Origin of the sequence: Halomonas sp. 3H (genome assembly GCF_024206005.1) — a bacterium.
Lineage (GTDB): Bacteria > Pseudomonadota > Gammaproteobacteria > Pseudomonadales > Halomonadaceae > Halomonas > Halomonas campaniensis.
This window is the reverse complement of the sequence record NZ_CP100360.1, coordinates 1,822,748-1,838,106: the sequence shown is the minus strand read 5'-3', so window position 1 is coordinate 1,838,106 and position 15,359 is coordinate 1,822,748. Positions and strand designations below refer to the sequence as shown.

General features: G+C 55.8%; 11 protein-coding genes. All 11 read right to left on the bottom strand.

Features of this window, described 5'->3' with window-relative positions:
• Positions 1-57: 57 nt before the first annotated feature.
• Positions 58-657 carry an HAD family hydrolase gene (locus NFC98_RS08500; protein WP_254277652.1) on the bottom strand — a complete coding sequence of 200 codons (600 nt, stop codon included), beginning with the start codon at positions 655-657 and terminating at the stop codon, positions 58-60.
• A gap of 261 nt (positions 658-918) precedes the next feature.
• Positions 919-1,380, bottom strand: coding sequence for a glycerol-3-phosphate cytidylyltransferase (gene tagD / locus NFC98_RS08495; RefSeq protein WP_254277651.1), 462 nt, complete (start codon positions 1,378-1,380; stop codon positions 919-921).
• A 132-nt stretch (positions 1,381-1,512) separates the two neighbouring features.
• Positions 1,513-3,480 carry a hypothetical protein gene (locus NFC98_RS08490; protein ID WP_254277650.1) on the bottom strand — a complete coding sequence of 656 codons (1,968 nt, stop codon included), beginning with the start codon at positions 3,478-3,480 and terminating at the stop codon, positions 1,513-1,515.
• The gene (locus NFC98_RS08485) at positions 3,440-4,354 is read right to left on the bottom strand and encodes a hypothetical protein (protein WP_254277649.1); all 915 of its coding nucleotides are present in this window, start codon (positions 4,352-4,354) and stop codon (positions 3,440-3,442) included. The genes NFC98_RS08490 and NFC98_RS08485 overlap by 41 nt, the downstream gene beginning before the upstream one ends.
• 156 nt (positions 4,355-4,510) lie before the next feature.
• Positions 4,511-5,746 carry a CDP-glycerol glycerophosphotransferase family protein gene (locus NFC98_RS08480; RefSeq protein WP_254277648.1) on the bottom strand — a complete coding sequence of 412 codons (1,236 nt, stop codon included), beginning with the start codon at positions 5,744-5,746 and terminating at the stop codon, positions 4,511-4,513.
• A 120-nt stretch (positions 5,747-5,866) separates the two neighbouring features.
• Positions 5,867-6,829, bottom strand: coding sequence for a glycosyltransferase family A protein (locus NFC98_RS08475; protein WP_254277647.1), 963 nt, complete (start codon positions 6,827-6,829; stop codon positions 5,867-5,869).
• A 55-nt stretch (positions 6,830-6,884) separates the two neighbouring features.
• Positions 6,885-8,687, bottom strand: coding sequence for an ABC transporter ATP-binding protein (locus NFC98_RS08470; RefSeq protein WP_254277646.1), 1,803 nt, complete (start codon positions 8,685-8,687; stop codon positions 6,885-6,887).
• Between the two features lie 21 nt (positions 8,688-8,708).
• The gene (locus tag NFC98_RS08465) at positions 8,709-10,694 is read right to left on the bottom strand and encodes a nucleoside-diphosphate sugar epimerase/dehydratase (protein ID WP_254277645.1); all 1,986 of its coding nucleotides are present in this window, start codon (positions 10,692-10,694) and stop codon (positions 8,709-8,711) included.
• Position 10,695: 1 nt separating this feature from the next.
• Positions 10,696-11,745 carry a phytase gene (locus tag NFC98_RS08460; protein ID WP_254277644.1) on the bottom strand — a complete coding sequence of 350 codons (1,050 nt, stop codon included), beginning with the start codon at positions 11,743-11,745 and terminating at the stop codon, positions 10,696-10,698.
• A 148-nt stretch (positions 11,746-11,893) separates the two neighbouring features.
• Positions 11,894-13,030 (bottom strand): hypothetical protein, encoded by a 1,137-nt coding sequence (locus tag NFC98_RS08455; RefSeq protein ID WP_254277643.1) that lies wholly within the window; start codon positions 13,028-13,030, stop codon positions 11,894-11,896.
• 55 nt (positions 13,031-13,085) lie between these two features.
• On the bottom strand, positions 13,086-15,347 hold the full coding sequence (locus NFC98_RS08450) for a polysaccharide biosynthesis tyrosine autokinase (RefSeq protein WP_254277642.1): 2,262 nt from the start codon (positions 15,345-15,347) through the stop codon (positions 13,086-13,088).
• Between the last annotated feature and the right edge of the window lie 12 nt (positions 15,348-15,359).

Below are 15,359 nucleotides of genomic sequence, written 5' to 3'. Positions count from 1 at the left end.
GGGTTATAATGTCGAGACAGGATTCATCATTAAATAAACCTATATGCAGTACTCACCTCAACCTTCTATCACCATGTATCTCACGCCTTCAAAATCAGCTTTCCGACGTGTTTTTTTACTTGGATTTACCAGGAAGACCTCATCTGAAAGCTTCATGAGCGGCAGGTCCATATGATGATCGGTAAACAAGACAATATCATCGGCAACATCAATCATTTCATGAAGCGCCAACACCTTATTCTCTGCATAATTCTCAAAAAGAACCCCCTCGGAAACATAACTACCCAGGACCTTATCAAATTTAATATCAAACGCCTCGGCGACATGCTCCAAATAGGAAAGTGGTGAGGCCGATGAAAGCACATAACACCCATCGATCTTGCTGAGTCTTTCAACCACCAGCGGATTGACATGAACCTTCAGGCTTTCAACGAATAGGGTATCGTACTCTACCGGGTATCTCTTGCGCATAAGGAGAGTCTTGAACTGAGAGGAAGAAATGACTCCTGCCCACCTGAGGGCCAGAGCAGTCGAGAATCGAAAGAAAACAGGAAGGTTCCCCTTCCTTAAACTACACCTCACAATGTAGAAAACCCACATCGGGAACGAGTGCTTTTTCAACAGAGTGCCATCAAAGTCACAAATGACTACTTTCATGAACATTCCACTCACATCAAAACCGGAAAGAAATTATCGAGCCACTAGAATGCATCACCGAGTTATTAAATACGGCAAGCACCCTGTCAGGTAAAGCAGAAGAACGTCACACATCCCACTGGCATGAGATCAGGCACTGAAGAAGCAATGTCATGGGCTTCACCCACCCGTTGATATCTTGCCGTCTCTGTCTTGAAATACTTTAAGCTCAGAAACCTGATCAAGGTTTAGTGAAACAAAAGAAGAAGCGTGATGAGTGGTCTAACCAAAATCCTTGCGTAACTGTTCGATGACGTCGAAAGCGCGAATAATATCTTCCCGGGAAACACTGCAGAAACGACTGAGCGAGCGTTTCAATTCGGTCGTTGAGATGCCCTCCGTCCTAGGTAGATAAACAACCTCGCAATGGGGAGAAAGAAAATCAAACTTCCCTGCCCAGTCATCCCCCATCGCGAACACAGAGACCTTGTAGCGTTTCACATCGTCAACCTTCTGTTCCCAGGAGACTTCTGGTATGACTTCATCCACATGGCGAATATTACGAACAATTTCTGCACGTTGTTCGAATGGTATAAGGGTTCGCTTTCCTTTCCCTGCGTTGAATTCATCCGTGGACACCGCCACGATCAGACGGTCCCCCAGCATGGAAATACGGCGAAGGAGGTTGAGATGCCCGATATGGAACATGTCAAAGGTGCCGTAAGTGATCACGACTTTTGTCATCTTGTATGCTCCTTAAACAGCCAAACCAACATGCCGATGTAAAAACGACACAAGAAGTGAGGATTAGGATGTGATAAATTATCAGCCGAAGACGCAACGATCCATAAGCCTGCCGTCTCCGTATGCTAATGATCAGTTATTCATGTAATGTCGTTTCTGGGGAAGTGAAACAGCCTTTCTCCGGGCATTATTGACAGAGAAGCAGATAAACGTAACCCCTCTCACAAGGTGCAGCACTGATTTTGGGAAATCGTGGACACAGAAGAACAAGGGAAGCCCAGTGTACCGGAACCAGCGCCGTCGATACAGAGAGCTGTTGTTTTTCCACTTGGGAAGATCGCCTTGAAAGCTATCAGGTGCAGAGTACCATGCGAAGTTTCCCACCAGGCTGTCCGAAGGAGCATCCCCCTTCTGAAGAAACTCGAAATCAATAACTTTCAAGCCCATCCTTGAATCGAAAAGTATGTTTCTGGGAGTAAAATCCACACACTCGTAACCACGCTCACGATAGTAGAGTATGATGTTCTTCATTTTTTCAATCGCCCACACCGGCAAGTAGGCATTACTGTGAAAGAGGGGCCTGACACAGGATATTTCATCAATAGAACCATCATAAAAATCGATGACGATATAATTATCCCCAACCTCCAGCATCTCCGACACTTCATCCAGACCTGCTCCTACCTCACGTGCAACTACCTCTCTATTCAGGAACTCTTCCCTTCCTTCCTTGAAGGTCTTGCATATGGCCTTTTGCCCTTTATATTCAATCAGCTCAACCTTGGCCCGTCGTGCATGATTACTGAGATCCTTGATAACTTTAAAGTGCGTGGAAAAAGCAGCATGCTTTCTTTCAGCAACTTCCTGAACGTAAGAAACTTTAGCAGAACCTATGATATTGAGGTAATCAAGGGCCTGCACGGCATTGTCAGCCGAGTGTATGATGTTGCATCGCTCCTGAGAGCTCACCTCTCGGTTGTAGTAGTCCCTTATCTTGATCTTGGCCAGGGAGATCCTTTCATTAACAAGGCCTGGATGTTCCTTTTCTGCTGCTTCAGTGGGGGGAATTAGCTTGACATCGTAAACGACAAAATAATAGGCAGGCAACCCGCCACTTTTTGGCCAAGGTCCCTTCCCCCAGTTTCCCCCTCGAATACCGGCTGCCACCAAACCAACGTCTTCGCCTGGAATGCACCCTTCCAGCACATGATCAAAGCCTTCCTCAAAGAGGATTTCCTTGATGGTCTCCAAATAAGGCATGCCCATTTCTCTGACCAAGAAGATCGTCAAACCTCTCAAGGATTCTTGGGTGTCTACCACATTTGACAAGAGGGCATCATGAATCCACTGATTTTTCACCGACATTTTTTGTAGTGTATCATAAGCCGGCTTCCAACCAGCTTCATCCAACAGCCTGTCCAGCGCCTCAAGCGTAATGCTAAAATCACTCAACCTTAAACTTGAAGCTTCGTACAATCTCTTGATCGTTCCCATATAATCATGATCGCAGGAAAGAACAACCTTCCGGTTCCGATCGGCATTTTCGGAAGGAATCGCTGACGCATAACCCTTATGATAGACAGCGTGATAGCACATCGACAGGAAATGGTCATCACAGGAAGGAGCCCTGACGAGCCCATTCACCCAAATGGCATTTTTCAATATCTTTCTGGCGACAGGCACGGGGTAATAAGGCATATTCCTTGAACTGGTGCCTGGCAGACCACTGACACTATAGATATCACAAGGGGTATCGTTTTTCTTGCCGATAAATTTTGTATAGAACGTCAACCTTTCTACATCTTGATCTGCCACAAGAATGTCGATATCTTCACCAGGCGCTACATGCGGCAATTCCTCGAACCAGCGCAGTACCGCATAATCGATCCCCTCTGCCTTCAGTACTTCAAGAAACCCGCTTACCCCAAGCGCAGAATCAATAAATCTACGCTGTGTCTGGGGGCGACCCATAGCAATCGAAATGCGGCGCCTGATAGCTCTCTTGATTTTCATATTCCACCCATCCCTTTGTTTGCCAGCAATCACATGAAGATCAAGGTCAAGCGGCCTCAGCAAGAATTCTAGCCCAATATCGTTCATGTACTCCGACACCACTAAAGATATTATCAAACACACGCAATGCCATCTCCCTGGAGTAGTTGCCGGCCAGCACCTGAGGCCAGAAGTCCACTTCATCTCGGCATACGATGCTCTCAACCCTGATGGGGAACTCTCGATACCCCAAGGCGCTCAAGACTGCAACCCGATGCTGCCCTGACTTGACGAGCCACTTCCAGTTGCCGGAGGTCTGCACAAGGATGTCTGCGCGAATATCGCCATCTTTAAAGTCATGCCTCATGAAGCCATTCTTGATGATTGACTTCATTATCTTGTATAGCCTCTCGGCTTCGACACTCAGCTTTTCCCCCGAAACTGGTCCGCAGAAATTGCATCCATGCTCAACACTCATCGGAGCAGTTGATACCTGGCTGTTATCTTCGCGCTCTGTTCTAATAATCTTCTCTATGCGTTCTTGTACTGACATATCCTCCCAAGGCTTTATCACGACCCAAGGTGGCTGATCACCGAGCATGGGTATTTCCTCAGCGGCAGCGCCGAGCACCTCGGCAGCGGAAGCTGGGCGATACAGGGAGTAGAAGCCCATAAGTCTTCTCCTGATCGCCTCTCTTTCATCTCCACCGATTAGCGACACATCTAGCGCCGCCTGGACAGCTCTAACGAAGGGATGCCTGTTCTTGTCATCAAGTGGAAAAACAAAAAGTGAGCGGCCGTCCTCTACCTTACCTGTAATCAGGAACTCCCCACTCTTTTTCAAGTACCTCAAAGCTCTTGGATTTCCCTCAAAGGAAAGCAGGGCAGTGGGCTTGGTTGAACTTATCGTTGTTATATTATACCCAAGGTTGGCTAGTAGCTTCTTGACTACTACGGCAGCTCTTCCTGATTTCATTGACATAGCTCGAATCCTCCGAACCAAGGCACTTCTCGACATTCCCAACATGGGGTGCTGACATTTCGAGCACGCAGTGGGCTACCAACAGCGATACCATCAGGACAAACGGACGGTGGCATTACCAGGAAAACTCAAAACCTAGTAAAGACCTGTCAACACCTAACTTATGCTCAAGTCGCGCTTTGCCACATCAACGATTTTTTTCATGGCCGACTCTGATTCATCACTGCCATCAAAGTAAAATTGAGCGGCATCTCGTCGGCATTCCACCCAATGATCATGGGCTCCTTCCAGGATGTCATTGCAATAATGCAGAGCCTCTTCCCATGTGGTGGCAACAGGCCCCGGAACGGAATACTTATCGCTGAAGAACCCCTGGTCATCTTTCGAATATTCCAGATAGTCCGGGGCAAGAAATATAACCGGCATCCCTAGCGGGAGGACATCGATAAAAATACTCGAGTAGTCGGTTATCAGGATATCGAAAGTGTGAAGATCATTGTAGATATCATCACATGTCCGATTATCGACAAGACGAACTGGCCCACAATTCAATGCCTCTGGAACAGGCTCCCGTTCTTGGAACGGATGCAGCCTTACTTCCATAGTTGCACCCATCCTGCGAAGCGAAGCGTGTAGCGCATTTCCAGCCGGAACGGGTACCTTTTCGAATAGTGACTCCCGCCCAAGTGCCCTGTGCGTTGGCGCGTAGAGAATTTTTCTGGCGGCATTCTCATCCGACTTGCGATCAGGCGAAGCGAATTGCTTCCTCAAGTTTTCAATCCTGACCGATCCCGCAACGATGCCGCGGCGGTAAGTTCCATCGAACGCCATGCCGGTTCGGTCACGGTCGACTTCGCTTTGAAATACCAGCAAATCCCACGTCGGATTGGCCCAAGGGAACATGATCTTCTGAAAATCAAGCATCCGATTGTGAATGTCACGATAGCGCCTACCTATACGCCCCTTATCGAGCAGGCCGGATACTGACTTGAAACGCTTCAACGGTATGCCATGCCATAACTGAATCTTGTAGGCACCGAATGCCGCAATTCGATTGTGATCGTTAGCGTAATGGGTATAGACACATACGCCAGCACGCAATGTTGTCATAAAACCACGAATGCTGTTCGATTTTAAAACAGGGTAACCACGACTCATCAACTCATGAAATATTTCATCGGACCTAGTACTCCAAACGACACGAATGTCCGTATCAACCCTGTTATCATGAAGGCATTCGAAGAGCATGCGAGAGTGATCAGCGTACTTCTTTCCGCTTGAACTTCCGAATGCCCATAGCCTCCGATTTCGAGGAACAAGAAGAGTCAACAATGCGACGGGCATCCAGGCAACATCAAGAGTGACACGCTTCAGTATTCTAGTGACGTTCATATAAACCACCTGGAGAGGCAGGCTTTATCTCAAAGCTTTAACTATGTCGTCAGAGGGCGGCCGTATCGGCATTGGCCGCCGCTTTTCAATTTCTTGTGGAAACCACCCTGCAGCTCGCCATCATGCTCTCCATGAGCGCTTCATATCAACAACTACCTGATAGACACTGATCGGCATGGACAGCACCAACATCCTTATGATGTTTTGATACCCCAGACCTTTCAGGCTGACATGTGGAAAATCCCGGTAACACTGCTTCCCTTGAAGTTTTTTCTCTGTTGCCCATGCAATAATCTTTCTATTTATGATTCTCCTCAGCTGTATGTCACACTCTCTGTCCAGTTTAGGACTCTCCACTTCGATGAAGTCAGCCAGTGGATGCAGCGTCAAGTTGTCAGGATTTTTGGTCACATGGCTGTTATCCAGATGCCATTCGGAAGTGACCGTTTCGCTATAATAAAAATGATCTATGTTTATCAATAGCCTCACCCAGAAATACACATCTCCTCCTCGCTTGTACCTCCCTTCGGGAAACCCACCTAGCCTGTCGAAAAGCTCCCTCCGGATGCAGGCCGAATTCATATGAATAAAGTCGTTATTGGCAAAGAACGTCAACCCGTCAAGTTTATTGTATCGGCCTGACCGAATACCTTTGTTCTTACCCACCACCTTGTCACCCACTTTCATTACATAGTTACCACAATAAAAATCAAGATCATCATTATCAGTGATGGCCTCATGGAAAACGGCGAGATGATTCACATCAACAACATCATCAGCATCAAAGAACATGACCCACTTACCAACTGAATGACTGACCCCCAGATTCCTTGCCGCGTACCCTCCCGGCCCGGGTTCTTGTCGCTGGTAGAGCCGCAGTTTCCCCGCCCTTTCATGCTGCTTCAATATTTCCAATGAACCATCACTGGAGCAGTCATCGACGGCAATGATCTCGCAATCACCGAACGTCTGTTCATAGATGCAAGCCAGTGATCGCTCGAGATAGTCGACCTTGTTGTGGACAGGAATTACCACGGAAAAGAAGGGGCTTGAGGGTGCCCGCTGCACTTTGATTTCGGTCATGGGAACAGAAACCTGGATTGTGAGGCCGCGCAAGCTGTGATGCCTGAGCAGGGAATTACAAGTTAGCCATCATCTTGAAGGTCGCATTATGTGCGGCCAGTTCATCGTAGGTTCCGCTGTCTACCACCTGTCCGGCGTCGAGGATATAGATCATGTCGCACTCCTTGACAGTGGTCAGTCGGTGAGCAATCAGTACGATAGTCATGTTGCCCGCCAGGGCCTGGATGTCCTCCATCACACGGCGTTCGGTGATGCCGTCGAGTGCACTGGTGGCCTCATCCAGCACCAGCACCCTCGCCTCCTGATACAGGGCACGGGCTATTCCGATCCGCTGACGCTGTCCACCGGAGAGTTGCACGCCACGCTCACCGACCCAGGTATTTACGCCCTCGGGCAGCTTCTCGATGAGTTCATCGAGCTGCGCCATCCTCAGGGCCTCCAGAGCCTTGGCTACGTCGATCTGTTCCGGCGCAACGCCGAAGGCCACATTCTCGAGGATGCAGGTATCCGCCAGGAATATCTGCTGCGGCACTAGACCTAGGCACGCCTGCCAGCGGCGAAGATTTCCGGCGGTGAGGGGCACTCCATCAATCAGCACGCTGCCCTGGTCCGGCTGGATCAGGCCAAGCAGCAAATCCACGGCAGTGCTCTTGCCGCTTCCGGACGCTCCTACCAACCCCACCATCCGGTTGACTGGAATGGTCAATGTCAAGCCGTTCAATGCCCTGTCTTTCTTTCCCGGATACGCAAATGTCACGTCCTGCAGGTCGATGGCTTGCTCAGGAACCAGGGGCGCCATCTCGCTCTCCGATCCGCTCCCCGCCTCGTTGGGTACCTCGCGACTCGCTATCAGGTCATCGCGAATGCTGTAGTAGGACGCCAGATTGCCTCGGATCTCGGATACGGATGAGTAGATCTTCTGGAAGGCCGGTAGCATCTTGAATCCGGCGAGGGCATAGATCGACAGCGCGGGCAGGATAGCCCCCAGATTCCCCTCGTAGAGGTTAAGCAGGTAGAGCACCAGCAGGATGATCGAGGCAAAGGCCACCAGCTCGATGGCATACCGGGGGGCCTCGCTGAGCCCTTGGGTGACTCCCTGCCCACGGGCAACCCGGCTACTGGCCCTTTCGAAGCGTGAGACGAAGGTGCCCTGACGATGCAGCAGCAGCAGGTCCTTGATCCCTCCGAAGCCTTCGGTCATCAGCTTGATGCGCTTAGCCTGGGCGCGAGAGACCCGCCGGCCATTGGCCACCAGGAAACGACGGACCGTCTTGTAGAGCAGCAGGTAGGCAACGGCGAAGATCAGGAAGCCGGCCAAGGCCACCCCGGGCTGATAGAGGAAGATCGCCACGGTCATGATACAGACCATCACCAGCTTGGCATTGAGCTGCAGGCTCGGGCCGATGATCTTGTTCGTGGTTCGCTGCACCTCCTGGGACGCCTTGCTGATCAAGCGACTGGAACTCTGTCCGGAGTGAAACAGCCAGGGCTGGTGCAGATAGTAACGGTAGAGGCGACTCGACAGCTCCGCGCCGACACTGGCGCTGTAGAGCGCCAGCCGCCAGGTGGTGTACATGGAAAACATCGCCGCCAGCAATAGAACAAGCAGCACCAGGCTGCCCAGCAGGGTCAGGAACGCCTCGGGGCTCTGCAGGCCACTGGCCTGGTACACCCAGGCCATTCTCCCCTCACCCTCGAGTCGCTGCATGTCCCCCACCACGGCCATGAAGGGCCCTATCGAGATAACGCTCGCGATCTCGGCTAGCGACATGATGATGATGAGACCCTGTAGTTGGAGCAGCCGTCGACGCTGGGCTCGGCTCAACAGCCCATAGAATTCTCGTAGATCCTTCAACATGGCTTCACCATTCCACTTCGTTCACACGGGCTTGGATGAAGGGAGTCCGACTGGACTCGACAGATTCACCGCCTCCACTCCGACCGAGGCTGTCCCGGTCCTCGCCGGCAAGTGGTTGTTTCGGGCCTGCCACACCAGGTCGGCCATGCCCTCGCCGGGACAGTAGGCCAGGGGCGCCGATTGCAGCAGGCGTCGTGTTTCCAGGTGATCGAATGCTCCCAGCGCCCGCTCGAGTTCGTGGAGGAAGGCTTCGAGCCGTGGCCACTCCCAGAAGGGTTCACGCGAGGTCATGATCCTGTCGTGCCGGGTCCCGGACACCGCCTCACCGATCAGCAACTCCTCGAAAAGCTTCTCGCCCGGCCTCAGCCCGGTATGGATGATCTCGATGTCCCCATCCGGGTGCTCGCTGTCCTTCACCTCCAGCCCGGAGAGCCGGATCATGTTGACCGCCAGATCCTGGATGCGGACAGGCTCCCCCATGTCGAGTACGAAGACCTCGCCACCTCGACCCATGGCGCCTGCCTGGATCACCAGTTGCGCCGCCTCGGGAATCGTCATGAAGAAGCGGGTAATCTCGGGATGGGTCACCTTCACTGGCCCTCCGCGTTCGATCTGCTCACGAAAGGTCGGAATCACCGAGCCGCTGGAGCCCAGCACGTTGCCGAAACGCACCATGCAGAAGCGGGTGCCGGACCCCGCATGGGCAAAGGCCTGACAGATCAGCTCGGTCAGGCGCTTGGAGGCCCCCATGGCGTTCGTCGGGCGTACCGCCTTGTCGGTGGACACCATCACGAAGGTCTCGACCCCGGCCTTCATGGCTGCCCGGGCCAGATTCAGGGTGCCGAACACATTGTTGCGAATCCCCTCGATCAGGTTGTACTCCACCATTGGCACATGCTTGTAGGCAGCGGCGTGGTAGACGGTATGGACCTCGAAGCCATCGAAGATGGATTCAAGGGCATCGCGTCGCTGGATTGAGGCCAGCAGGGGCTTGATCTCGACGCCTGACTTGCCGACGCCGGGGTGAGCCTGGAGCTCCTGCTCGATGGTGAAGAGCGCGAACTCGCAGTTGTCGACCAGCAACAGACGGGCGGGCTGCTGATCGATGATCTGACGACACAGCTCGCTGCCGATGGACCCACCGGCACCGGTCACCATCACCGACTTGCCGCGGATATTGGCATCCATGAGGTCCGGAAACTGGGGGACCGGCTCCCGCCCGAGCAGATCCTCCACCGCGACATCCCGAATCTCGCTGACGCTGGCATGCCCGGCAATGACATCCGCACTGCCGGGAATCGTCTGCACCGGGATGGAGAGACTGGAGAGCCGCTGAAGGATCTCGCGCCGTCGGCTACGCGTTACGCTAGGGATCGCCAGCAGGACCATCGCTGCATGATGTTCGTCCACCAGGGCCTCCAGGTCCGAGGGCCGATGAACCCGCAGCCCGTCGACCAGGGTGCCCTCGAGCCCACGCCAGTCGTCGATGAAAGCCACTGGTTCGTACTCCCCCCCATGACGCAGGGCTGACACCAGCTCACAACCGGCAGCACCCGCGCCGTAGATCAGCACCGGGCGCCGCTGACGACGCTGACTGACCAGATAGAGCTCCCGCAGTACATAGCGCACAGCACCCACCGCCACCAGCAGCACCAGCCCATGGATCACCGCCACCGAGGCGGAGAGCATGCTCCCCAGCGCCTTGTCGAGCAGCAGCAGCACCAGCGACGACGTCAGCGCCCCTGCCCCCAGGCCGAGGACAGCAGTGTGATTCATGTAGCGCAGCACCAGCCGGTAGACTCCCAGCCAGTGAAAGCACAGCAAGGTGGTGAGAACCACCAGGACTGTCAGGCCCCACAGACGACCGTCCCCAAGCGCGAGGGCGGTGTCGCGGTGCAGCATGACCGCCAGATTGAGGCTGGTCGCCACGGTCAGCGCATCGATGAGCTGCAGCATGTGGCGCTTGCGATGTCGAGGCATCGTCATCAAGGCGTCTAGCCAGGTCATGTCACCTTCTCCTTGCTTGTCCGATCGCGTCGTCGAGGCCAAGGACCTCGGCGATCTGCGCCCAGGCCAGGTACTTGAAGTTCTGGTTCCGGGGAGCATTGTCACCGTCCTGAACCACCACCAGCCCCTGCCGGAATCCGGGACCGAAGTCATGAGCGCTGACCGCGACACCGTCGGTATCACGCACGTGACCGATTCCGGCAACGGGATCATGGTCGATCCGGAAGATGCCGCGTAGGCGATAGGGGGGCGCGGCCTCCAACACCGCGAACCGGTGGTTGCCCTGGCTCGAGACCAGCAGGAACTCGCTTCCATGCAGGGCGAGCCCCTCGATGTCGGCTGCCAGTGGCGCCTCGGCACGAATCACCAGATCCCTATCCAGTGCCGCATCCGGCGATGCCGCCATCACCCAGACGCCGACCGACTCCTCACCCATGAAGAGCCGGCCGGAGGGGTCATCCACCACACAGCCCTCGGGCTGGCTATCCAGGCGGAACTCGCGCAGCAACGTGACTTCAGGGCCCGAGTCGGAAACCGCCAGCCGATGCTGCATGTAGCGCCCATCCTTGCCATTGCTGAAGACATGCAGCTGCTCGCCGTACCGATAGAGGCAGACCCCGTAGATCTCCTCGAGCCCCGTCCTGGCCAGGCCCAGAAACCTCACCTGGCCACTGTCCTGGATCTCGAATACTGCCAGCCCCAGTTCATCGCGATGCGTGGCCACGGCCAGGTCCATATAGCCTCCGCGCATCGGCACATCCTGGCGGAGATCAACGTTATTGAGCCGTCCCAGGGGTAGAGACTGCACATTCCGACCATGCAGGTCGTACACCTCGAGGCCGCGCAGCTTGTCCGTGGCCAGCACACGACTCTCACCCGGCGACGCTCTGTTGAACCAGATGGCACTGTCATCGGCGGCGTCACCGCGGCTCTCCACCGGCGTCGTCTCCACGCGAGCCGTCAAGACGAACGGCCCGCTCGGGGCGGCCGTTACCATGAAGGCCGCCAGGACAACGCCCAACGCTGCGCCAAGCCACCGTCTGGCGATCATGAGGCGCAACGCCCCCGAGGGTCCGGGAGCCCCTCCACGTGAAGGACTCGCGGGGCATCCACCCGGTGGCTCTCGGCCAGCAACGTCTCCATCACGTCCCTCCCGACACAAGGTCGGAGGACACGGCAGTGTCGATGACCATCGATTTTCATAGTGAGAGCTCCTTGGCAGGGGTCAGTGAGGGCGCCGTTCGGATTTCTCGGACGGCTACAGCGGCTGCCGCCAGGAAGACCCAGAAGATGGGCGTCCTGGCGCCGTAGGTCGAGAGGCCATAGAACACGGGCCCCAGGAAGGCGATCTTCCCGGCCAGGTCCAGGCGCAGGAATATCCTGGCGATGAACGCCATGAAGATCGCAAACCCCGCTATCCCGTAGTAGAAGAGCACCGCCACCCAGGTCGAGTGAATCTCGTGCCGGGTTCCGAAGCGCAGATCCAGCCCCTGGCCGGCGCCGAGGAAGAGATAACCGGGAAATTCCAGGAGCCTTGCGTAGCCCCTGATCTCGGCCTGGCTGCCGACATCGGTACCGGAGAACCGTGAGATGGCGATATCGGCGGTCTCCAGGCTGAACAACAGGTAGAGGAATAGCGGGACCGCCATGATCCCGATGAGGGTGGCGAGTATCCGGTCCCTGGTGCCGGACCCCACTGCAATGGTGTCGATGAAGCGCAGATAGGCCGCCAGCAGGGAGAATCCGATGCCCAGCAATGCCGAGCGGGACTGGGTGACGAACACCAGCACCACGCTGAGCACGCCGATCACGAACAGCAGCTGTCCGCTGCCCTTGCCTCGCAGCAGATAGAAGAAGGCCGAGAACACGCAGATGACATAGAACGCCATCTGGTTGGGGTCGTTGAAGAACCCCTGATAACGAGTCCCGACCTCGTAGCGCCCCAGTCCCGTGGCCCAGAAGAGGAACAGTGCCACGATGCTGAGAGAACAGGCGGTAACAACTGCCTTTCTGACTCGTTCATCCCTCAGTGACGGCAGCAGGAACAGGTACATCAGGCAGCCATAGACCCAGTAGATGGATGCCTTGATGAAGGCGGGATTCTGCTCCACCAGCACCCAGGTCAGGTTGGCGATGACCGCATAGGCACAGAAGGCCAGCAGAAAGAGCGCGGTGAGCCTCTCCTCATGACTCCTGAAGGTCAGCGTCAACGAATAGAAGTAGCCCAACAGCAGGAAGTTGAGAGCAAACAGGAGGTGCGCCGGCTGAGGCAGGCCGCTGGGTAACAGGTAGAACTGGGACAGGATGATGCCAAGCGCCCAGAGATACGCGAGCATGTGGCCTTTCCTCCCTGACTGGAATGAACGCCATTACCTGATGAGGCAACAGAGGCTACCGGTAGGCGTAGACGTTGTAGTAGCCGTACTGCCGGTTGGTGGAATAGGCCACCGCGTTGAGCACTGCCCCCTTCACTCTCACTCCCGCGTGTTCCAGACGGCGCTTGGTGATTTCGAGCTCCTTGGGAGAATTGACGCCATAGCGAGCGACCATCAGGCAGGAGCCGGCATGCTTGCCGACGATCGCCGCATCGGTTACCGCCATCACGGGCGGTGTATCCAGTATTACCAGGTCGTAGTGCTGAGCGGCCCAGTCAAGCAGGTCATGAAAGGGCTTCTGCATGAGCAGCTCAGAGGGATTGGGGGGCACAATGCCCCGGGAGATGAAGTCCAGGTGTTCGATACCGCTGGCGCGGACGGCCTCATCGACGCCGATGCGGTTGCTGATGAGTTCCGACAGCCCACCCTTGCCGGCCTGATGAAAGGCGTGGTGCAGGTGTCCCTTGCGCATGTCGGCGTCGACCAGCAGCACCCGTTGGCCGGCCTGGGCACAAACCACGGCCAGGTTGGCCGCGATGAAACTCTTGCCGGCCTCGGGGCTCGACCCGGTGATCATCAAGCGGTTGTCACTGGATTCCAGCATGGCGAAGTAGAGGCTGGTGCGCAGGCCACGCAGAGCCTCCACCGTTGGCTCCTCGGGATCGGTGATAGCCAGCAGTCCTCGGAACACATGGACCCCATCCTTGCGTCGACGCCTCAGATAGTGAGACAGCTTGTTCTGACCCGAAGAGACCGGCACGATCGCATAGACCGGCAAGCCGATTGCCTCCAGCTGCTCGGGCGTCTCGACGGCACGGCTGAAGGCCAGCCTGAGCATCACCCCGACGATAGCGAGGAGCATCCCCAGCAATGCGCTGCCAGCCGTGAGCAAGCCGACTCGGGGTGCGATGCTGCCACGCTGCAGCACGGCAGTATCGAGTATTCGCACGTTACCGACCGTACCCGCCTTGACCAATCGCATCTCCTGCCGCTTGTTGAGCAGTTGCACGTAGATCTGCTGGTTCACCTGGGTGTCACGGGTCAGGCGGAGCACCTCTTGCTGAGTCTCCGGCAGGTCGTTGACATTGGCCTCGAGCTGAAGCTTCTCGGCCTGCAGCTGCGAGCGCTTGCGCAGCAGGGCCTGATAGTTCGGGTGCGTCGGACGGAAGCGCTCGGCCAATTCCGCTTCGGCAAGGGCCAGTTCCGAGAGCTGGTTATCCACGGCGACCAGGCTACCCAGCAGGTTCTGCGTCTCGAAGGTCAGGTCGACCGAATCGCGCTGGGCGCGATAGTCATTCAAGGCATTCTCGGCGCCTGTCAGCTCCACGTTCACCTGCGGAATCTGCTCCTCGAGGAACGCCAGTTGTTTCTCGGCCTCCTCGGACTGACGCTGCACGTTCTGGGACAGGAACACGCCGGTGATGGTGTCGAGCACCCGGACAATCTGCTCGCGGTCCTGACCGCTCAGCATCACCTGATAGACCCCGGAATCCTTGCCACGTGGTTCGATCGTCAGGCGACGTTGCAACTGGGCGATGGCATCCAGGTGCGCGACGCGACGCATCTCGAACTCGGCCCCGGCATGGGCTTCCAGCTGACTGACGAAGAGACGGTAACCGGACGCCTCGTCCTGAACCGTCTCCCCCACCCGGCCGGCCAGCACGGTCGCACCGTCTCGGGTCAGGCTATATTGGCCTTCATCGGCCACCCTCAGCACATGGGTTCTGCCCTCGGCATGAGGCGGCACGTCGAAGCGTGACACCCGCAGGGATTCACCCGCCCACACGAAAGGGCCGCCCTCGTCTTGCTCCCAGCCGCCTATCCTCCCCAGCCAGCTCCCCAGCACGCCCGGCGTCAGCCGATCCACCTGCTCTCGGGTAAAGCCGTGATTGACCAGGAAATCCCCGACCATCGGCATACGCCGCGGCTCGATCTGGATGGCGAGGTCGAGGCGATCCACGGTCTCTCCCATCACCATCCGGGACTGCAGGATCTCAAGCTCGGCAGTCGTAGGGTTTCCCGCCTGCTCTCCCACTGCCAGGGTTTCGAGAAGCCCCAGCGTGCTCTTTTGTCCCTCGATCTGTATCAGGGTATCCGCCTGATAGATCCTCGGCTGGGAGCTGGCGTAGAAATAGCCCCCCAGCAGAAACAGAGCCCCGATGAAGAGGATTTTCCACTTATGTTCCAGCAGAGTGGAGACCAGCTTGACGAGGCTGATATCCGGGGTGTCACGAGGCGGTTCACTCGACAACCCATGGTGACTCGGAAAGACTGTCATGGCCATGATCTC